The following is a 15,365-nucleotide window of genomic DNA, read 5'->3' as shown; positions in this document are numbered from 1 at the left end:
GTCACGCGGGCGCGGACGACCAGGCCGCGCCGAACTGTTCGTACCAGGGATGCGGGGCGGGCACCGCCGCCAGGATCCGTTCGACGAACCGATCGGGGTCGCCGAGTTCGGCGAGTCCGACTCCGCGGCGCTCGTAGTCGGCGAACTTGTCGTGCAGTCCGGCGATCACCTTGTCGGTCACCGTCTGCTCGAACTCTTCGATGGTTGCCATCGGATGCCCCTCCTTCCGGCGAGAAGCGTCTGCGTTCAGTGTAGTGCCGACCTGCGGATTTGCCCTCGTCCGGCGGCGGATTATCGACTGTCGGTGACGCAGAGCAGACTGGGCCCGTGAGAATGGTCCTGGTTCCCGACGCCGACGGTGGCGCGACGACCGTTCGCACCGATCCCACGGGCGTTCCGGTCGAGTCCCCACGTCGACACTCCGACGCCGTGGCCGCGGTCCGCGACATCGAGGCGACCGAGCACCCCCGCTGGGTCTGGACGAGTACCGCGGCCGTCTATCCGGCGCTGCTGAAGGCGGGGGTGCGGGTGCAGCGCTGCCAGGACCTCGTGCTCACCCACGCCATCCTCAGCATGCGCGACGGTGTTCCCGCGCCGCCGCCGGACGAACCCGTCGACGAACGCCCCGGACTGTTCGAGACCGCACCCACCACGGATCCGGCGCAAGTGGTGGCGGACTTCGCGGAACAGCGGAACACGATCGGTGACGATGCACGGCTCGACCTGCTGGTGGCGGCCGAGTCCGCGGGCGCGCTGGCCGCCGCGGAGATGAGTGTCGACGGCCTGCCATTCTCCACCCGTACCCATCGCGCCTTCCTCGAGGCGGCGCTCGGGCCGCGGCCTGCCGGGTACGACCTGCCTCAGCGCATCCAGGACGTGACTGTGGAGATCGGGTCGGCGTTCGGCCGTCGCATCAACCCGGCGTCCCACGTCGAGGTGGTCGACGCGTTTCGCCGTGAGGGCATCGAACTCGCGTCGACCCGCAAACACCTGCTCCGCGAGGTCGATCATCCCGCCGTGCCGCTGCTGCTGCGCCACCGCGATCTGTCCAAGCTGTTCAGCACGAACGGCTGGCAGTGGCTGGACAGTTGGGTCCGCGACGACCGGTTCCGGCCCGTCTACGTTCCCGGCGGCGTGGTGTCCGGCCGCTGGGCGAGCCGCGGCGGCGGCGCACTGCAGATTCCGAAACCGCTGCGGTCGAGCGTGATCGCCGACCCGGGTCATACGTTCGTCATCGCCGACGCCGGCCAACTCGAACCCCGCATCCTGGCCGCCATGTCGGGTGACGCCCGCATGGTCGCCGCGGCGGGCGCCGACGACCTGTATGCACCGGTCGCGGCGGAGACGTTCGACGGCGACCGCGGCAAGGCCAAGGTCGCGATCCTCGGTGTTCTGTACGGCGCCACCGCGGGCGAGGCCCGTTCGCTGCTCACCCTGCTGCGCACCCGCTTTCCCGTCGCCGTCGAATATGTGGAAAGGGCGGCCCGCGCCGGTGAACGCGGCGAGGTCGTGCACTCGTGGCTCGGCCGGGCGTGCCCGCCGCCGTCCCCCGACTTCTGGTCGCACGGCGACGCGCATTCCCGCGGCCGGTTCACCCGAAACTTCGTGGTGCAGGCCACGGCATCCGAGTGGGCACTGTGCGTGCTCGCGGACCTGCGGCGCCGGCTGGCCGACGACCCGGACAGCGAGCTCGTCTTCTTCCAGCACGACGAGGTGATGGTGCATACCCGGGACCCCGAGTCGGCGACACGGCACGTTCTGGGCGCGGTCGAGGTAGCCACCCGGTTGCTGTTCGGCGAGACGCGAGTGCGGTTCCCGATGGATGTGGCGGTGCGGGACTGCTACGCCGAAACCTCCGACGAGGCCTGACGCGCGCGGATTTCCGGTGTCGCGGGTGCGCTCGACATGGTGTACTGGGACGCACTGCTGGCGGGGGCGGCGAAGGAGAACCCATGACGAAGCTGGATTCGACGGACTCGAGCACCAGCGGCGAGACGCCGCGCAGGTTCCGCTGGCCTGCGTTCACCATCGTGGCCATCGCGATCATCGCGATCATCGCGTTCTTCGCGGGCGGATTCGGGGGTTCCTTCCAGGGCAAGCTCACCGAGGTCCAGAAGAACGACAACGCCGCCTACCTGTCGAGTTCCGCCGAATCGACGATCGTCACCAACGAATCGTCCAAGTTCCTCACCGTCGAAACGATCCCCGGTTTCGTGCTGTTCCACAGCGACGCCCCGCTCACCGAGCAGGACAAGGCCGCCATCGCCCAGGCACGTGACGCCATCGCGGCAGTCGACGGGGTCGACGCCGAAGGCATGTCCCAGACACAGTTCTCCCAGGACGGCACCACGGCATCGATCTTCGTTCCCCTCGTCGCGAAGGAGGACGGCACGGCGGTCGCCGGCGATGTGCTCGCCGCCACCGAGGAGAACGTCCTCACCGCCGCGAAGAACGCGGCCGCCGGGCTCGAGGTGCTCCCTGCCGGTCCCGGTGGTCTGCTGGTGGCGTTCATCGACGCGTTCGCCGGGCTCGACGGTGCACTGCTGGGCGCCGCCCTGCTCGTGGTGGTCCTGATCCTGCTGGTGGTCTACCGCTCCCCCGTGCTGTGGTTCTTCCCGCTCTTCTCGGCACTGCTCGCGCTCGGCCTGGCGTCGATGGTCATCTACTTCCTCGCCAAGGCGGAGGTGCTCACCCTCACCGGACAGAGTCAGGGCATCCTGTTCGTCCTCGTGATCGGTGCGGGCACCGACTATGCGCTCCTCCTGATCTCCCGATATCGGGAAGAACTGCACTTCTATCCCAGCCGGTTCGACGCCATGGTCAAGGCGTGGAAGGAATCCGCCCCCGCCATCACGGCGTCGGCGGTCACCGTCATCCTCGGTCTGCTGTGCCTGACGTTCTCCGAACTGAACTCCAACAAGAGTCTCGGGCCGGTCGCCGCGATCGGCATCGCGTGCACGTACCTCGTGATGATGACGTTCCTGCCCGTCGCGCTGTCCGCGGCGGGACGGTGGGTGTTCTGGCCGCGGAAACCCAAGGTGGACGAGGCCGCCGACCTCACCACGCACGGCCTGTGGGGCAGGATCGCCGCCCAGGTCGGAAGCAAGGACCGTCCCCTCTGGATCGGTACGACGGTGCTGCTGGCCGTGCTGTTCCTGGTCGGCATCGGCAGTCTGAAGACGGACGGGCTGTCGTCGTCGGAGAACTTCACCAACCGCCCCGACGCCGTCGTCGGTCAGGAGTTGTACGACTCCAAATTCGATCCGGGCGCCGGCGCGCCCGCCGTCATCGTCACCAATGCCGATCAGACGAACGCGGTCATCGCGGCGGTGAGCGGTGTGGACGGGGTGTCGACGGATCCCGGCGCGGTGTGCCCGCAGGTCGACGTCGAGAAGCTGTCCGCACTCGTCAAGTCCAACCCGGCCGCGGTGGCTTCGGCAGCCGGGCAGGGGTGCGCACCCGACTTCCTCACGGCCGCACCGATCGACGGGCGCATGGTCGTCAACGCGACACTCGCCGACTCGTACGATTCCCCGGAAGCCCTCGAGACGGTGAAGCGACTGCGCGACGCGGCGCACGCCGTACCCGGTGCCGATGCGCTCGTCGGCGGCAGCACGGCAACCACTCTCGACGTGCAGACGGCGTCGGTGCACGACCGGAACCTGATCATCCCGATCGTTCTCGTCGTCATCTTCGTCGTGCTGGCCCTCCTGCTCCGCGCCCTGCTCACACCCATCATCCTCATCGCCACCGTGGTCCTGTCGTTCGCGGCCACCCTCGGGGTGTGCGGACTCTTCTTCACCCACGTCTTCCATTTCGCGAACGCAGATCCGGCGTTCCCGCTGTTCGCGTTCGTGTTCCTCGTGGCGCTCGGCATCGACTACAACATCTTCCTGATGACCCGGGTCCGCGAGGAAACCGAGGAACACGGCACCAAATCCGGTGTGCTGCGGGGACTGGCAGTGACCGGTGGCGTCATCACGTCGGCCGGTGTCGTACTCGCCGCGACGTTCGCGGTACTGGGCGTGCTGCCCCTGGTGTTTCTCGCCGAGGTCGGTTTCGCGGTCGCGTTCGGTGTGCTGCTCGACACGATCATCGTGCGCAGCATCCTCGTCCCGGCGCTCTCCCACGACATCGGCAAGAAGATCTGGTGGCCGTCGGCGCTGGCGAAAGCCAAGGACTAATACGCTTCGTCGGTCCACAGGTGGAACAGCGCGTAGGCCCGCCACGGTCGCCACGACTCGGCGAGTTCCGCTGCCTGCCTGCCGGTCCTGACCTCCAGCGCACGTTTGAGGACGAGGTCGTCGGGTGTGAACGCGTCCGGGTCGGCCAGCACCCGCACCGTCAGATAGTCCGCCGTCCACGGGCCGATGCCGGGCAGTGCGAGCAGACCGGCCCGGAACTCGGCCGGGTCGGTGTCCGCGTCGAGGCGCAGACCGTCGGACGCGGCCTCGGCCAGCGCGAGCACCGTCCTGGCCCGGGCGCCGGTGAGACCGAGGGTGGAGCGCAACTGTTCGGGTGCGAGCGCCGCGAGCGTCTCCGGTTCGGGAAACGCGAAGAATCCGTTGTGGACGGGCCGACCGTACGCGGACACGAGCCGGCTGCCGAACGTCCGGGCCGCCGCCAGCGAAACCTGTTGTCCGAGAACGGTCAGAACCGCCGTTTCGAACCCGTCCACGCTCCCCAGGCGCCGCAGACCCGGTCGTAGTGCCACCAGCGGAGCCAGTTGCGGGTGACGGCTCAACGCGGCGTCGATCGGCAGCGGATTCGCGTCGAGGTCGAGCCAGCGCCGGACCGCGGCGGTCAGCGCTTCGACGTCTCCCGGATCCGCCGGTGTCAGGTGCGCCTCGACGTACCCGCCGGCGGGACGTACGACGACGGACACCAGCGCGGGCCCGTGCGGACCGTTCACCACCCGGGTGTGGGTTCCGTCGGGGTCGTGTCGCTCGAGCCCGGACACGGTGTGGGCGCGGAGCGCGCCCCACAACGGCGCATGGGTGAACGGGCCCCGGTACGGCAGCTGCACTCTCATGCGTCCTCGAGTCCCGTCATCCGCAGCGTGATGTTCAGTCGGCCCGTTGTCAGTCCGCAGTCCGGATCGTTCGTGCCGGGAAACACTTTCGGCACTCCGTGATATGCGAACCGGGACTCGCCACCGAACACGAAGAGGTCGCCCGACAGCAACTCGACATCGGTGTACGGCTTCGTGCGGGTGGCAGTGTTGCCGAAGCGGAACGTGCACGTGTCGCCGATGCTCAACGACACGACGGGCGCATCGGACCGCTCCTCCTTGTCCTGGTGCATGCCCATCTTCGCGGTGTCGTCGTAGAAGTTGATCAGCGCGGCATCGGGTGTGTACCCGTCGGCGGGCTTCCCGTAGGCCTCGCTCACCGCTCGCCGGCCGAGTTCGACCAGCCAGCCGGGAACCGGCGCGACACGGCCGCCGCCCGCGTCCTCGACGGTGCGCGAGTAGGAATACGGCTTCCAGTGCCAGCCGAGGCACACCGTCTGCACCGACATGCGATGCCCCGTCGGCAGTTGCGCGGCCCGCATCGGGACCGGTGCGGTGGCCCAGCGCCGGCATTCGGCCACCAGGTGGCGCTGCTCCTCCGGCGTGAGCCAGTCGGGGACGTGGACGGCGCCGGGCGCCACCACAGTTCGGGGCCGGGGTATCAACGCGGACATCACGGTCACTCGGCGTCGTGCAGGACCAGGCCGAGGGTCCGGCGGGTGCCGCGCCGAACGGTGCTGACACCGTGTCGTACCGGTCCCGTCGACCAACCGCGGGTCGAGCGTACGGGCCTGTCCCTGGTGGTGAAGATCAGCGCATGACCCTGCTGCAGCGTCGTCACCGTGCCCCGGGACTGGGCGCGGGGTCGCTGCTCGACGAGCATGAATTCCCCGCCCTCGTGGTCCACTCCCGGGCGGTCGAGGCCGATCACTACCTGCAACGGGAACACCAGGTCACCGTAGAGGTCGCGGTGCAGAGCGTTCCAGTCGTTCGCGCGGTAGCTGAGCAGGATGGGTGTCGCCCGTTTCTGGCCGGCGTCGTGGCACATGTCCAGCCATTCGTCGAGGGTGTCCGGCCACGGCGCGGGCTTCCTCAGCTTGGTCGCCCAGTCCCGTGCCACGGGAGGAAGTTTCGGGTAGAAGGCGGCACGGAGTTCGGCCACGACCTCCGGTAGCGGGTAGTCGAAGTACCGGTATTGTCCCGAGCCGAAACGGTGCCGGGCCATGTCGACGGTGGACCGGAAACGCTCGACCTCCTCGTACATGTCCGCGATCTGCCCGCACTCCTCGGCCGTCAGGATCTGCTCGGATTGCGCGCATCCCGCGGCGTCGGTCTCGCCGTGGAGACCCTGCCAATCGAGGTCGTTCACGCGTTGCGTCAAGGTAGTCATGCCGCTGCCTCCAATGTCAGCAGAATCGACTTGGCTTCCGGCCCACCCGCGTACTGGCCCATGCTGCCGTCGCTGCGGACCACCCGGTGGCAGGGAATCACGACGGGGAGCGGGTTGAGGGCGCAGGCGGTTCCGACCGCGCGCACTGCCTTCGGGCTGCCCGCGGCCGCCGCGACCGAGGCGTAACTGGCGGTGTGTCCGTAGTCGATCTCGGGAAGATGGTGAAGTACCTCGAGCCGAAATCCCTTGGACAGCCTGAAGTCCAGCGGAACGTCGAAGCTCGTGCGCTCGCCGAGGAAGTATTCGTCGATCTCGTGGGCCACCCGGTCGAGCCGGGCCGGTGCGCGCAGGATCCGGGGGCTGATCTGCTCGGCGAGGGTCTGCAGTACGGCGTCGTGATCCTGGCTGGGGAAGGCGACCCGTACCAGCCCGCGATCGGTGGCGGCGAGGAGAAGCGAACCGACGGGGGTGTCGAGGGTCCGGTACGCGACGTCGAGGAGCCCTGCTTCGGCGGCGAGGGCGGCGAGCCGCTCACGCAGATTCTGCTCGACCGCGGAGTCCGACGTGGACAGGGCGTAGACGATGTCGGGGATGTTCATGTGATGTCTCCACTCACAGAGATCGAGAGGGTCTTGCGTAGCGCCGCAATCCCGTCGGCGGCGGCCCGCCGCGACGCGTCCGGGGAGTTGCTCAGGATCACCGCGATCTCGGCGTACGGCAGCCCGGCCAGGTAGTGATACGCCACCGCCGCCCGTTGCTTCATCGGCAGGGCGCCGACCGCGTTCCACAACTCGGGGTCGTGACCGCCGGGGAGTCCGCGGTCGGTCGTCTGCTCGGGAAGCTCGTCGGTGGGGACGGGCCGCCGGTCGCGCGCACGAATGTGGTCGAGCGCTTTCCGGTGCGCGATGGTCACCAGCCATGCCTCGACGTTGCTCCCGGGACGCAGGTCGGGGTACGCCCGCATCGCGGCGATGAAGGTCTCCGACCAGGCGTCCTCGGCGTCCACCGGACCGACCACGGCCCGACAGACCCGCAGGACCGTCGGCCCGTGCTCGGCCACGATGTCTTCGAACGGCTTCAGGGTCATCAGCTCAGCCGGAGTCCCGCCCGTTCCGCTTCGCGTTCGAGCAGGAACCGTTTGCGCTCGAGCCCGCCCGCATACCCCGTCAGGTTGCCGTTGCTCCCGATGACACGGTGGCACGGGACGATGATGCTGATCGGATTCCTGCCGTTCGCCGCCGCCACCGCGCGAACCGCAGTCGGGGTGCCGAGGGAGTCGGCCAGCTGACCGTACGTCCACGTCTCGCCGTACGGGATGGTGCGCAGGGCGTCCCACACCCGTTGCTGGAAGGGCGTGCCCCGCGCGGCGAGCGGGACGGTGAAGTCGGTGCGCCTGCCGTCGAAGTATTCGGTGAGCTGTGTGACGGCCTCGTCGAAACCTGCGGTGTCGCGCTCCCCGAACGTCGCGGGATTCGGCTGATGCCGGTGTTCGACCATGTAGATGCCGCTCAGCACCCCGTCGACGCTCACCAGCGTCAGGGGGCCGATCGGTGAATCGATGACTGTGTGTGCTGCTCGGTCGGCATTCACGGTGCCAATCCTTCCAGGTGTACGGGCCTCTGAAAGGTAGACGTCTGCCACGACCGAAACGTGAGGTGCGAAATGCATCAGGCAGGATGGGCCGATGGCTCTCGTACAACTCGGCACCCGCGACCTGGTGCGTACCGTCACCGGGATCGCCCGGTGGTCGGCGGACACCGCTGAACTCGTCGTCTCCCTTCCCGGCCGGATCGGCACCCTCCTGGACCAGGTCGAGGTGCTGATTTCCCGCATCGAGGCAATCAGCGACGGCGCCGAGATCGCCGTGGCGAGGGCGAACGCGGTTGCGGAATCGGCGGCGACCGTCGTCGCCACGGCAGGGCACACATCCGCGTCGGCGCAGACTCTCATCGGTCTGTACGAGCCGCTGGCGACGAAGGCCGCCCCACTGGCGCAGCGGTTCGTCGACGACCTCACCGAGGAGGAGATTCACGCCGCGATCGGGTTGGTGGACCACCTGCCCGAGCTGACCCTGCGCATGGAGGGGCTGATGCCGATCCTGGCGACCCTGGACACCGTGTCGCCGGAGATCCACCAACTCCTCGAGGAGGTCCAGGGCGTGCGTCAGGCGATCCAGGGCGTCCCCGGTTTCAAGTTCTTCCGCAAGCGTGGCGAGGCCCAGGAGGACGACGACTACGCGCGGTAGCCGTCCGTTCCGGCGCGTCCGACGACGATCTTCGGGACCACCGCGCGCGACGACAGCCGCAGCAGGGCGTCGACGAGTTCGACGATGTCGTTGACCTCGATCATCGCCTCGGGCGGGATCGTGTCGTGGATCCAGGCGGACATGTCGGTGTCGACGTACGCCGGGGCGAGCGCGGTCGCGGAGACTCCGTTGCCCGACTCCTCCACGTTCAGCGTCTCCGTCAGGGAGATCAGCGCGGCCTTGGTCGCCCCGTAGACGGCTAGCCCTGCCTCGGCGTACACGCCGGTGATCGATGCCAGGGCCACGACCTTGGACCCGCGTCCCGGGTTCTCCGCCGCACCGGTACGCAGCAGCGGCAGCGACTGCTGCAGAAGGCTGAACGGCGCCCGCAGGTTGACTCCGAGGCTCTTGTCGAATCGGCGCATGGGGAACTCGCCGATGGGGCCCGCGGTTCCCACCCCGGCGTTGAGCACCAGCGCGTTCAGCGAACCGTAGGCGTCGGTGTGCGCCTCGACGACGCGTCCGGCAGATTCCTCGTCGGCGAGGTCACCGGCGACCACGACGACGTCCTTCGCGCCCGCGGTCCGCAGGTCGGCGCCCACGGACTCGAGCCGATCACGATCACGGGCGGTGATCGTCAGCCCGTACCCCTGTTCGGCGAGACGGGTGGCGATGCCGAGTCCGATGCCACGCGAGGCGCCGGTGATCAGTGCGGTGCGACTCATACGGTCTGTCCTTTCAGGGCGCGCAGGCCGGCCGCGACGAATTCGGGCACCGCGTCGCCTGCCTTGTCGAAACCTTCTCCGACGGTGGCGCCGACACGGTAGCGGTGGTTGATGCCCTCGGCGATCACGGCGAGTTTGAAGTTCGCGAGCGCCAGGTAGAAGTTCCAGTGGACCAGTTCGCGCCCCGACGCCACGGTGTAGCGCTGCGCGAGATCGTCCGCCGACGGCAGTCGCGGGCTCGTCCAGGCCGCCGGTTCGCCGAGCACCAGGTCGAGAGCCGGATGCCGGTAGACGCACATCAGGGCGACGTCGGTGAGCGGGTCGCCGAGGGTCGACAGTTCCCAGTCGACGACCGCCGCAACGGTGCTCACGTCGCCGGCCGCGAGGATGGTGTTGTCGATGCGGTAGTCGCCGTGCACGATCGACGATTCCGACTGCTGCGGAATCGATTCGACCAGCGCGGCATGCAGGCGGTCGACGTCCGCGGAGTCCGTCGTCTTCACTCGCCCCCACTGGCTCGCCCACAACGTGACCTGCCGGGCCACGTACCCGTCCGGGCGGCCGAGCTCGCCCAGGCCGACGGCGTCGTAGTCGACGTTGTGCAAAGCGCCGAGCACGCGGACCAGTTCGTCGGTGCACGAGCCGATGTCGTCGTCGGACAGCGCCTCGAGATCCGACTTGGTCCGGATCACCTGGCCCGTCACGTGTTCCACCACGGTGAACTGCGCGCCCATCACACTGTCGTCCTCGCACAATGCGACGGTGGCGGCCACCGGGACGTCGGTGCCCTGCAGCGCCGAGGTGATGCGGAATTCGCGGGCCACGTCGTGCGCCGACGGTGTGAGCCCCGCGGTGGGCGGCCTTCGCAGCACCCACCGCGAGGAGTCGTCGAAGATGGCGTACGTGAGGTTGGACTTGCCGCCCGAGATCAGGTCGGCCCGCAACTCACCGGCGAGAGGAACGTCCGACTCGGACAGGAACTTCCGCAGCGCAACGAGATCGAGTCCCCGATGTTCGGTCATGCGCCCGCCTCCCGCGCGGCCTTCTTCGCAGCACCGACGACACGCTTGGCGATGGCCCAGCGGTGCACCTCGGACGGTCCGTCGTAGACACGGAACGGTCGCACCTCGCGGGACAGCCGAGCGAGGGGCAGGTCACCGGACACGCCGAGACCGCCGCACATCTGGATTGAGCGGTCGACGATGCGGAAGATGGCCTCGGAGGCGTAGGTCTTGGCGATGGACGTGGAGTTGCTCGCGTGGCCGCCCTGATCGAGTTCCCAGCACGCCCGCGTCAACAGTGCGCGGGTGGCGGCGATGTCGATCTCGTTGTCCGCGATCATCTTCTGGACCATGCCGAGATCACCCAGCTTGCCTCCGAAACCCTCACGCTGCGCGACGTGTGCCACGGCGACGTCGTGGCCGCGCCGCGCCGCACCGAGCCACCGCATGACGTGCGTCATCCGGGCGGGCCCGAGCCGGACCTGGGCGTAGGCGAATCCCTGGTCCACCTCGCCGAGAACCCCGCTGTCGGCGACGAACAGGTCCTCGAAGAACACCTCGCAGTGCCCACCGATCATCGCCCGGTCCAGGGTGTCGATGTGACGACCCACCCTCAGCCCCTCGGCGTCGGCCGGCGTGAGGAACATCGTCGCACCACCGCGGTCGCCGGGCACGCCGGACGTGCGCGCGAAGATGATGAAGAATCCCGCGCCGTCGGCTCCGGTGATGAAGTACTTGTGGCCGTTGATCTTCCACCCGCCCGGCACCTTCTCGGCGCGCGTGGTCAGTGCCGAGGGGTCGGAGCCGGCTCCGGGCGACGGCTCGGTCATGGCGAACGCCGACCGCATGTCGCCGTGCGCGAGCGGGGCGAGGAACCGCTCCTTCTGCTCCGGGCTGGCGATGTGCGCGAGCATGTGGACGTTGCCCTCGTCGGGGGCCCCGATGTTCAGGGCGGTCGGGCCGAACAGCGAATAGCCCGCGGCCTCGAAGACGGGCGCGCGATCGGTCATGTTCAGGCCGTGTCCGCCGTACTCGACGGGTGCGTGCGGGGCGAAGACTCCGGCGTCCTTGGCTGCCTTCTGCAGCTCCACGCGCAGGGTGTCGCCACCGGCCGCGGTGATGTCGCCGCCGTGCTCGTCCTCGATGGGCAGCACGACTTCGCGGGTGAACGCCTCGGTCTTCTCGACGAGCGCGGTCACCTCGGGTGCGTAGGACAGATCGATCGCCACAACTACCTCCAGTCAATACGGCGACTCCAGTACCGACCGATCACTCGCTCGGTCGAAGTCGTCACCGACAATTCCACACCTTCGAAAGCCGGTCAAGACTCAGTCGGACGCGCCGACCGTGCTCCTCGCGATCGCCAGGTACCGCTCGACCAGTTCGTCGGGCGACAGCGGCCCGTCCTCCCGGTACCAGGTGGACACCGCGACGCACATCGTGACGACGGCACGGCTCGCGTCCTCCGGGAACGGCGTCCGGAACAACCCCGCCGCCACCCCCTCGCGGACGATGTCGTCCAGCATCTCCTGCTGCTCGTCGCGCAGCGCGATGTACGCCTTCCGGCTCTCCGGTTCCATGCTCCGCGTCTCCCGGGACGCGACGAAGGCCTGTTCACGCCGGTACATGTGGAACCGCAGCAGCGACTCGATGACCGCGTCGAACCGCTCGCCCGGTGTCGGGCCCGCCTCTGCCACCGCCGCGTGGCTGCGATCGAGGAGTTCGCGCATCACCGCGTTCGTCAGCCCCACCAGCAGCGCCTGCTTGGAGGGGTAGTGGTGATAGAGACCGGGGACCGACAGACCGGCGCGTGACGCGATCTCACGGATCGACGCCCCGTCGTACCCCTTCTCGACGAACGCCGCCAGCGCCGCGGCCAGAACCTTGGACAAGCCCTGGTCGGTGTACTCACGCCAGGAACTGCCGCGCTGGGTGCCCTCTATCGTCATGGGTCCTACGGTAGAACAGATACCCGCCGCTCCCCTGCTGTGGTCGCGGGAGTTGACTAGAGTCGAACGAGGTCGCCCAGATCGACAGCCTTCTCCGACAGAGAGCCAGGGACCACCTGATGATCCACGTCCGTCACTCCGCGATCGCAGCCGTCCCCATCCACGTGGCGTTCGCGTACATCGACGATTACCGGACGGTCCCCGACTGGATGTTCGGGGTCTCGGAGTTCCGTCCGATCGGGGAATTCGACCAGGGGATGGAGTCGACGTTCGACGCCGCGATCCACATCGGCCCCAGCACCCTGCGGTCGCGGCTCGAGGTCACCGAGTGGGAGCAGGACCGGGTCATCACCCTGGCGTCGCTCGACGGCGCCGCCAACTCCTCGACCTGGGAGTTCACCGCTCACGGTGAGGACAAGACCGAGATCAGCGTGGACTTCGCGTACAAACTCCCCGGCGGCCTCACCGGCAAGGCCCTCGGTCTCATCGTCGAACCGTTCGTCGAAACGGCCGTGAAGAACACCGAGGTGACCTTGCGGCACAACCTCGAGGAGCTGTACGCGAAGCGCAACCGCTAGCGTCCGGGCAGGAAAGCCAGCCGTCCGACTGTCGTCCCCTCGCCGAGCCGTGCGATGCCGTCCGCGACGTCGGTGAGCCCGAGCCGCTCGCTGATCATCGGCTTGATCTCGCCGGCCGCGGCCATCCTCGTCAGCTCTTCGTGACACTCCCGGATCGCAGCGGGGTTGTAGGCGTTGTACAACCCCCAGTGGAGCCCGATGATCGAGTAGTTCTTGATCAGCGCGTGGTTCAGCCCGGGCGACGGGATGGTGCCGCTCGCGAACCCGATCACGATGATGCGACCCTCGAACGCGATGCACTTGGTCGACTTCGTGTAGGAGTCGCCACCCACCGGATCGAACACGACGTCGGCACCGCGGCCGTCCGTGAAGTCCTTCACGGCCTGCACGAAGTCCTCGCTGTGCCGGTCGATCACGAGGTCGGCACCGAGTTCCCGCGTGTAGGCCGCCTTCTCGGGACCGCCGACGACGCCGATCACCTTCGCACCCGCCGCCTTACCCAGTTGCACGGCCGCGCTGCCCACACCACCTGCCGCAGCGTGCACGAGCAGGGTTTCACCGGGCTGGATCTGCGTCCTGCGGTGCAGCGCAAACCATCCCGTCTGGTACCCGATCGACAGTGCCGACGCCTCGGCGTCGTCGAGGGCCTCCGGAGCGGGGAACGCTGTGGCCGAGGACATGACGGCCAGCTCGGCGAACCCGCCGTTCGGAAGACTCGGCATGCCGATCACCCGGTCACCGACGGAGAACTCGGTGACACCCTCGCCCAGACCCACCACCTCGCCGCACAGCTCCACACCGGGAGTGAACGGAAGCGGCGGCTTGATCTGGTACTCGCCGCGGCACAACAGCACATCCGGGAAGTTGGCGGCGGCCGAGAGCACCTTGACCAGCAACTCCCCGGGCTTCGGTTCGAGGTCGGGGACGTCCTCGAACTTCAGAACGTCCCTCGGCTGCCCCAATTCGTGTACACGCCACGCCTTCATCGATCAGTCCTTCGGTCCACCGGCGACGTAGACGACCTGCCCCGAGACGAATCCGGCGCCCTCGCTGACGAAGAACGACGCGGTGTGCGCGATGTCCTCGGGCTGCCCGACGCGGTTCACCGGGATCTGCGACGCCGCCGCCTTCTTGAAATCCTCGAAGCCGACACCCACCCGCTCGGCGGTGGCGGCGGTCATCTCGGTCTCGATGAAGCCGGGCGCGATCGCGTTCGCGGTGACACCGAACTTGCCGAGCTCGAATGCCAGCGTCTTGGTGAAGCCCTGCATGCCCGCCTTGGCGGCGGAGTAGTTGACCTGCCCGCGGTTACCGAGCGCAGAGGTGCTCGACAGGTTCACGATGCGCCCGAACTTGGCGTCCACCATGTACTTCTGCACGGCCCGCGACATCAGGAACGCACCGCGCAGGTGCACGTTCATGACCGCGTCCCAGTCGTCGACGGTCATCTTGAACAACAGGTTGTCGCGGGTGATCCCGGCGTTGTTGATCAGGATCGTCGGGGCACCGAGTTCGGCCGCCACTCGCTCGACCGCCGCGGCGACCGAGGCCTCGTCGGCGACGTTCGCGCCCACGGCCAGCGCTTCGCCGCCGGCGGACGTGATCGCGTCGACGGTGCCGGCACACGCGGACTCGTCGAGGTCGAGGACGGCGACCGCGTAGCCGTCGTCGGCCAGCCGCTTCGCGACGGCGGCGCCGATTCCGCGGGCCGATCCGGTGACGATGGCGGTTCTACGTTCCTGGCTCACTTGTTTCCTCCATGCTGGTTGTTCTCGGTCTTCGTACGGTATTTGCGGAGTTCTCTTCTCGCGATGGACATCTTGTGGACCTCGTCCGGTCCGTCCGCGAGACGCAATGTCCTCAGATGGGCGTACATCATGGCGAGGGGGAAGTCGTCGGTGACGCCGGCCCCACCGTGCACCTGAATCGCCCGATCCACAATCTTCAACGCAATATTCGGAGCCGCCACCTTGATCGCCGCGATCTCCGTCCGCGCCTCCTTGTTCCCCACCGTATCCATCAGATACGCCGCCTTCAGCGTCAACAACCGGATCATCTCGATCTCGATCCGCGCCTCCGCAATCCAATCCTGAATATTCGCATTCTCACTGACCGGCTTCCCGAACGTCACCCGCGACGACGCCCGACGACACATCAACTCCAACGCCCGCTCCGCCATCCCGATCGCCCGCATGCAGTGATGAATCCGGCCCGGACCCAACCGCGCCTGCGAAATCGCGAAACCCTCCCCCTCGCCCTTCAACACATCCTTGACCGGCACCCGAACATCGGCGAAGTCGATCTCCGCATGCCCCTCACGATCCTGATACCCGAACACCGGCAACCCCCGCATCACCGTCACCCCCGGCGCATCGATCGGCACCACCATCATCGACTGCTGCCGATGCGGCGCCGCCGACGGATCCGTCTTCCCCATCACGATCAACACCCGGCAATTCCGATGCA

General features: G+C 68.1%; 18 protein-coding genes. 4 read left to right on the top strand and 14 right to left on the bottom strand.

The window, feature by feature from the left end; translation table 11 throughout:
• Window position 1 precedes the first annotated feature (1 nt).
• A complete protein-coding gene (locus QM806_RS13795; protein WP_054245510.1) occupies window positions 2-211 on the bottom strand; it encodes a hypothetical protein in 210 nt (69 codons plus the stop codon).
• Between the two features lie 122 nt (window positions 212-333).
• Here QM806_RS13795 and QM806_RS13790 point away from each other — a divergent pair, with 122 nt between their 5' ends.
• Entirely contained in the window at window positions 334-1,869 is a 1,536-nt protein-coding gene (locus QM806_RS13790; RefSeq protein ID WP_120660471.1) for a bifunctional 3'-5' exonuclease/DNA polymerase, read from the top strand.
• 83 nt (window positions 1,870-1,952) lie between these two features.
• The gene (locus QM806_RS13785) at window positions 1,953-4,184 is read left to right on the top strand and encodes an MMPL family transporter (RefSeq protein WP_283291775.1); all 2,232 of its coding nucleotides are present in this window, start codon (window positions 1,953-1,955) and stop codon (window positions 4,182-4,184) included.
• On the opposite strand, the gene QM806_RS13780 is transcribed toward QM806_RS13785, so the two are convergent.
• The 6 genes from QM806_RS13780 to QM806_RS13755 are packed head-to-tail and all read right to left on the bottom strand — an operon-like array spanning window position 4,181 to window position 7,991.
• Window positions 4,181-5,032, bottom strand: coding sequence for a DNA-3-methyladenine glycosylase family protein (locus tag QM806_RS13780; RefSeq protein WP_065492160.1), 852 nt, complete (start codon window positions 5,030-5,032; stop codon window positions 4,181-4,183). The two genes, QM806_RS13785 and QM806_RS13780, sit on opposite strands and share 4 nt — an antisense overlap.
• Window positions 5,029-5,685, bottom strand: coding sequence for an alpha-ketoglutarate-dependent dioxygenase AlkB family protein (locus QM806_RS13775; protein ID WP_054245522.1), 657 nt, complete (start codon window positions 5,683-5,685; stop codon window positions 5,029-5,031). The genes QM806_RS13780 and QM806_RS13775 overlap by 4 nt, the downstream gene beginning before the upstream one ends.
• Window positions 5,686-5,690: 5 nt before the next feature.
• Window positions 5,691-6,401: a 2OG-Fe(II) oxygenase gene (locus QM806_RS13770; RefSeq protein ID WP_283291773.1), complete on the bottom strand. Its 711-nt coding sequence runs from the start codon at window positions 6,399-6,401 to the stop codon at window positions 5,691-5,693.
• On the bottom strand, window positions 6,398-7,000 hold the full coding sequence (locus tag QM806_RS13765) for a methylated-DNA--[protein]-cysteine S-methyltransferase (RefSeq protein WP_005569513.1): 603 nt from the start codon (window positions 6,998-7,000) through the stop codon (window positions 6,398-6,400). Before QM806_RS13765 ends, QM806_RS13770 begins: the two co-directional genes overlap by 4 nt.
• The gene (locus QM806_RS13760; protein WP_005569511.1) at window positions 6,997-7,488 is read right to left on the bottom strand and encodes an RNA polymerase sigma factor; all 492 of its coding nucleotides are present in this window, start codon (window positions 7,486-7,488) and stop codon (window positions 6,997-6,999) included. Before QM806_RS13760 ends, QM806_RS13765 begins: the two co-directional genes overlap by 4 nt.
• Window positions 7,488-7,991: a methylated-DNA--[protein]-cysteine S-methyltransferase gene (locus QM806_RS13755; protein WP_005569510.1), complete on the bottom strand. Its 504-nt coding sequence runs from the start codon at window positions 7,989-7,991 to the stop codon at window positions 7,488-7,490. The genes QM806_RS13760 and QM806_RS13755 overlap by 1 nt, the downstream gene beginning before the upstream one ends.
• A 94-nt stretch (window positions 7,992-8,085) precedes the next feature.
• On the opposite strand from QM806_RS13755, the gene QM806_RS13750 reads away from it, so the two are divergent.
• Window positions 8,086-8,646 (top strand): hypothetical protein, encoded by a 561-nt coding sequence (locus QM806_RS13750; protein WP_005569507.1) that lies wholly within the window; start codon window positions 8,086-8,088, stop codon window positions 8,644-8,646.
• On the opposite strand, the gene QM806_RS13745 is transcribed toward QM806_RS13750, so the two are convergent.
• The 4 genes from QM806_RS13745 to QM806_RS13730 all read right to left on the bottom strand — a co-directional run bounded on the left by QM806_RS13745 (window position 8,634) and on the right by QM806_RS13730 (window position 12,321).
• Complete coding sequence (locus QM806_RS13745) at window positions 8,634-9,371, bottom strand: SDR family NAD(P)-dependent oxidoreductase (protein WP_005261346.1); 738 nt, start codon at window positions 9,369-9,371, stop codon at window positions 8,634-8,636. The two genes, QM806_RS13750 and QM806_RS13745, sit on opposite strands and share 13 nt — an antisense overlap.
• Complete coding sequence (locus QM806_RS13740; protein ID WP_054245516.1) at window positions 9,368-10,393, bottom strand: phosphotransferase family protein; 1,026 nt, start codon at window positions 10,391-10,393, stop codon at window positions 9,368-9,370. The genes QM806_RS13745 and QM806_RS13740 overlap by 4 nt, the downstream gene beginning before the upstream one ends.
• A complete protein-coding gene (locus QM806_RS13735) occupies window positions 10,390-11,601 on the bottom strand; it encodes an acyl-CoA dehydrogenase family protein (protein WP_005569503.1) in 1,212 nt (403 codons plus the stop codon). Before QM806_RS13735 ends, QM806_RS13740 begins: the two co-directional genes overlap by 4 nt.
• A 99-nt stretch (window positions 11,602-11,700) precedes the next feature.
• Entirely contained in the window at window positions 11,701-12,321 is a 621-nt protein-coding gene (locus QM806_RS13730) for a TetR/AcrR family transcriptional regulator (RefSeq protein ID WP_005261343.1), read from the bottom strand.
• A 119-nt stretch (window positions 12,322-12,440) separates the two neighbouring features.
• Between QM806_RS13730 and QM806_RS13725 the strand changes: the two genes are divergently transcribed.
• Window positions 12,441-12,899, top strand: coding sequence for an SRPBCC family protein (locus QM806_RS13725; RefSeq protein WP_005569501.1), 459 nt, complete (start codon window positions 12,441-12,443; stop codon window positions 12,897-12,899).
• On the opposite strand, the gene QM806_RS13720 is transcribed toward QM806_RS13725, so the two are convergent.
• The 3 genes from QM806_RS13720 to QM806_RS13710 all read right to left on the bottom strand — a co-directional run.
• On the bottom strand, window positions 12,896-13,885 hold the full coding sequence (locus QM806_RS13720; RefSeq protein WP_065492167.1) for an NADPH:quinone oxidoreductase family protein: 990 nt from the start codon (window positions 13,883-13,885) through the stop codon (window positions 12,896-12,898). The genes QM806_RS13725 and QM806_RS13720 overlap by 4 nt on opposite strands.
• 3 nt (window positions 13,886-13,888) lie before the next feature.
• Window positions 13,889-14,647: a 3-oxoacyl-ACP reductase FabG gene (gene fabG / locus QM806_RS13715; RefSeq protein ID WP_133985096.1), complete on the bottom strand. Its 759-nt coding sequence runs from the start codon at window positions 14,645-14,647 to the stop codon at window positions 13,889-13,891.
• Window positions 14,644-15,365: acyl-CoA dehydrogenase family protein (locus QM806_RS13710; RefSeq protein ID WP_283291765.1), on the bottom strand; the 722-nt coding region annotated here is incomplete at its 5' end. The genes QM806_RS13710 and fabG, both read right to left, overlap by 4 nt.

The organism is Rhodococcus sp. IEGM 1351, assembly GCF_030056875.1.
Taxonomy (GTDB): domain Bacteria; phylum Actinomycetota; class Actinomycetes; order Mycobacteriales; family Mycobacteriaceae; genus Rhodococcus_F; species Rhodococcus_F opacus.
This window is presented reverse-complemented; position numbering and strand designations above follow the sequence as displayed.